Here is a 3,709-nt window from a genome sequence, read left to right as displayed (position 1 = left end):
ATTGCTGTTTGCTTTCGGGTCTTTGAACGCATAGAATACGGTTTTTATAGAGGATTATACCTGCAACAACGTCAATACTTTTCATAAATAGATGATTTTAATTTCCTTTTAGGAAGTTATTTTGAAGCGCTTGGGGGGCAATTTGTTTTTGCAAGTTTTCTTTTCGCCGCCCAAAATTCAGCTAAAAATATAGCTAGTTTTCATCTAAAATAATAATTCTTCTATCAACATCACCGGTATTTCCAATTACCAACTATATTTATGATTTAGCTAAAGATCAACATATTTTCGTAGAATTTATCAATTGAATACGAACGCAGGTCATATACTCGAAATATGAAATAAAAAATCTGGCTGAAATCGATTCGAAATCAGCCAGATATTCTTGTTATTTCAACTCTCACTTAGAAAATTCAGGAAATCCAAGTGGAAATTCTTTGATCTAAATGGCAATATGTTCAATTTGAAATTTATTCATTACAAGTCAGTAAGTTAACGTGGATATGTCTAACCTCTTCTTCGCCAAATGATATTACTCCATTTGAAATTCCGGATTTGGGCCTGGAGGTACTGCACTATAATCGATCTTAGGAAAGGCTATATGCCAATCTGTTTTGCAATTTTCTCTTAAATCAGCCATAAAGGCATCAATTCGCGCTTTGCCAACAGAGTGCATGATAAAGATATGGGAATAAGACCGTAACTGGCGTTCTTTTTCATTGACAGGAACCCAAAGCCTATCCGTATCTAAGGACCATTTGTAATTTAATGTTTCGTTGACCAATCGAAAACGGACGGTCAGACTCAAACGTGATCGGGCAATCCATAAATCGACCTCAGAACCAAATTTTGCTTTTAATTCGGATTCAAACTTGAACAGTTCTGTTTCTAGATAGGCCGAGACATTTTCTGTTTCTACGGCCTTATTCATATTGTCCTCATAACTCATTCTGGAAAAATAATCCCACAGGATCATGGGTGAAAAGGCTGAACGTGAGCCTCCCAGTGTGGTGTCAGGAGTACCTAAAAAGGAACTTGCAGCATCCGGGGGTAATAACTGATAGCCACTACGTGTCATAAAGATGCCTGAAGGCCAGGGACCTCCAAGCCATTTGTGCATAGAACAACCTACGCTCATCACCGCAGGATTGCGAAAGTCAAACATAGGGCCTTTTTCATTCAAGAGATTTCGGTTATGTGCCATTTCCACAAAAGGTAAATAAGCAGCACCGAGGGCGCCATCCACATGGAGCCAAAAACCTCTACGAATATCAATTAATGGATTTCCTTTTTCATCTTTCCCATATACCACCTTGCGTTCCCACAGCCAAGGATATTTTTCTCCTAATTTTTCAAACATGGCATTAATGGCAGGAACATCATCATATGCACCTTTCCACGTGGTTCCTATATTGGCTACAACTACAACAGGATAGCCTTTATCGACAAAATAATGAACCAACTTTGTTAATTCTTCAATTTTCACCGACCCTGATTGGGGATTGTCTTTATCAAAATCATGGGAGGGAACCATTTCAGGCCAACTTCCATCATTGGTAATGGGACATTGTCCGGGATATTTATTTTGTCCTATTTTCTGAAATGTAGGCAATTCTAATAAGTGTGAAGCTTTTTGAATGGAATAATGAACATCCTCTGAATAGAAAAGCACAGGGGTGTAGGCATTTTCAGAAGTGTCCTCAGTTTGTATAGGGGCTTTATAAGAAAAATGCTGTCCTCTTGTTTCCCTGCCTCTTCTGGTATAGGCATCAATTTGCGCATTCGTTTTTTGATCTTCAAGAATGGTTCTGCCTTTAAGGTAATCTCTGGCATTGAAAAGACCGTATATATTTCCTTCAGTAAAACCCATTGTGAGAACATATCCCCAATACCTGGAACTCGAATCTTTTTGGTTAGTAGCAGCTGTATGGGGCCAATTGTTATTCCAAAGGGCAGCAAAATAATCTAAGACGGCACGCTCACAGAATTTAGAGTTAAGGGTATATCGACCACTGCTAAAAGGATCACCAATATTATTGGCATGCATGTCCATAAGGTAAGGAAATCGATCTGCATAGTTCTGGTCTTGATTTCCCTGAAACCCTGCAAAATGGGAATGTTGGGTTTCAATAAATTCTTTAAAAGAAGCCAAGGCTATTTCTCGTTCCTCATCTGACAAGCCTGTAGGAGGGATTTCGAACTGACTGTAATTTATTTGCGAAAAGTTTCCGCAGACATCTTTGGGAGGTACCGAAACATATACCTCCTTTGGATCATTGCTTGGCTTGGATACAACGGCTCCTTCCGGTACCTGATCAGTCCATGGAAGTTGTTTAGGGCCGTAAGGTACTTGCTGAGATTTTGGGTTTACTGCTGGCATGGTTGTTTTTTTAGTTTAAAAGGTAGCTGCTTGGATAATCATTGGTGATTCGTTGGCAAAAAATGGTAGAAAAATAGGTAGACGGCTAAATGCCATATCTATTGCATTATTATAACACTTTTGAAAGGCAAAATCCTGAAGATACTGTTCTCTTGACTCAATCCTAGTCTGTATCAGCAATCTTCAGGTTTGTAGGTCTAATATACAGAGAGTTATCTTATAGTACAAGTTCCTTTTATGCAATGGGGAGTAAGTTTACCGATCAATGAGTAATTAAAAATGTGGATCTAGAAAAAAAAGTCTGATGCTAATGGGACGGTCAATTTTGATTTATATTCAGAGCAAGTTGAGTAAACATGATTTTGTCAGCATTGTAACATTTTTTGAAACAATGCTGACAAAATATACACTAAGGCCGGCTATTCTTCCGTACAGCCAAAACTATTAAAAGTTATAACCAAAATGAAGCCCCGGTTCACCAATGAAATAATTTGGCCATTTATCATCTAAAGCTTTAAAATCATCAGGCATTTTGGAATGGTAAGGTCTGTGGGTTATGGCTATGGAGGGTTCGATAAAAAATTTACCATGGAAGAGTTTGAATTGATATCCAAGGCGGTAGGTATTGAATATTTGGAATCCTTTTTTAATTTTTGCTCCCTCTTCATTCTTAAATGTTTGAAAGGCATTCATCACATGTATACCTGTGTACAATCCCTTCCACCAAAAATGCTGGTAGGCAAAAGCAAATCCATATTCACTAATCTTTCCGGGAAATTTTTCTTCCGGCGCTTCATATTTATCTCCGTAAGGAATTCCTAGAGACCAGCCATATTCCCAAGTTTTAAGCTCTAAGGATAAAGCATCTTTAGGGCCTAAGCGATAACCTAAGTTGAGTTGTACAAATTTTGGAGAATTGTCGTCAGGGACGAAATTGTATAACATAAAAAATGTACTCCCTATGAAAAACTTACTGTAAGAGGTGTCTTGTTTTGCATATTGCGCTTTTAGTTGGATAGGTAAGGTACATAAGAAGATGAAGCCAAATACTACTATCAATTTTTGCATTTTTTTAATGTTTTAAGTTAAAAGATAATGCAAAGTTGCAGCGGAAAGGCCCTAAAAAACGTTCACTTAAGTTAACAAATGAATTTTAATTCTTTTTTGTTTTCTGTAGTCTTGCTTTTAATCGACTAAGGGATTGGGGAGTAATTCCCAGAAAACTTGCCAGTTGATGTTGAGGAACCCTTTGGACCAAATCAGGTCTGGTTTCCACCAAATTTTCATAGCGCTTGGCAGGGGGGGAGTATTTAAAATTATCAAGAGAGC

At 37.8% G+C, this 3,709-nt stretch carries 2 protein-coding genes and 1 pseudogene; all 3 read right to left on the bottom strand.

Annotated elements, in window-relative coordinates; genetic code table 11:
• Positions 1-532: 532 nt before the first annotated feature.
• Complete coding sequence (locus AAC037_RS21495; RefSeq protein ID WP_339905512.1) at positions 533-2,380, bottom strand: pyridoxal-dependent decarboxylase; 1,848 nt, start codon at positions 2,378-2,380, stop codon at positions 533-535.
• Between the two features lie 444 nt (positions 2,381-2,824).
• Positions 2,825-3,448, bottom strand: coding sequence for a hypothetical protein (locus AAC037_RS21490; RefSeq protein WP_339905511.1), 624 nt, complete (start codon positions 3,446-3,448; stop codon positions 2,825-2,827).
• A gap of 85 nt (positions 3,449-3,533) precedes the next feature.
• Positions 3,534-3,709: pseudogene (locus AAC037_RS21485) on the bottom strand (Crp/Fnr family transcriptional regulator); the annotation flags it as partial.

The sequence above is a fragment of the uncultured Cyclobacterium sp. genome, assembly GCF_963976465.1.
Taxonomy (GTDB): domain Bacteria; phylum Bacteroidota; class Bacteroidia; order Cytophagales; family Cyclobacteriaceae; genus Cyclobacterium.
Note: the sequence above shows the minus strand (reverse complement) of the source record. Positions and strands in the feature narration are given on the sequence as shown.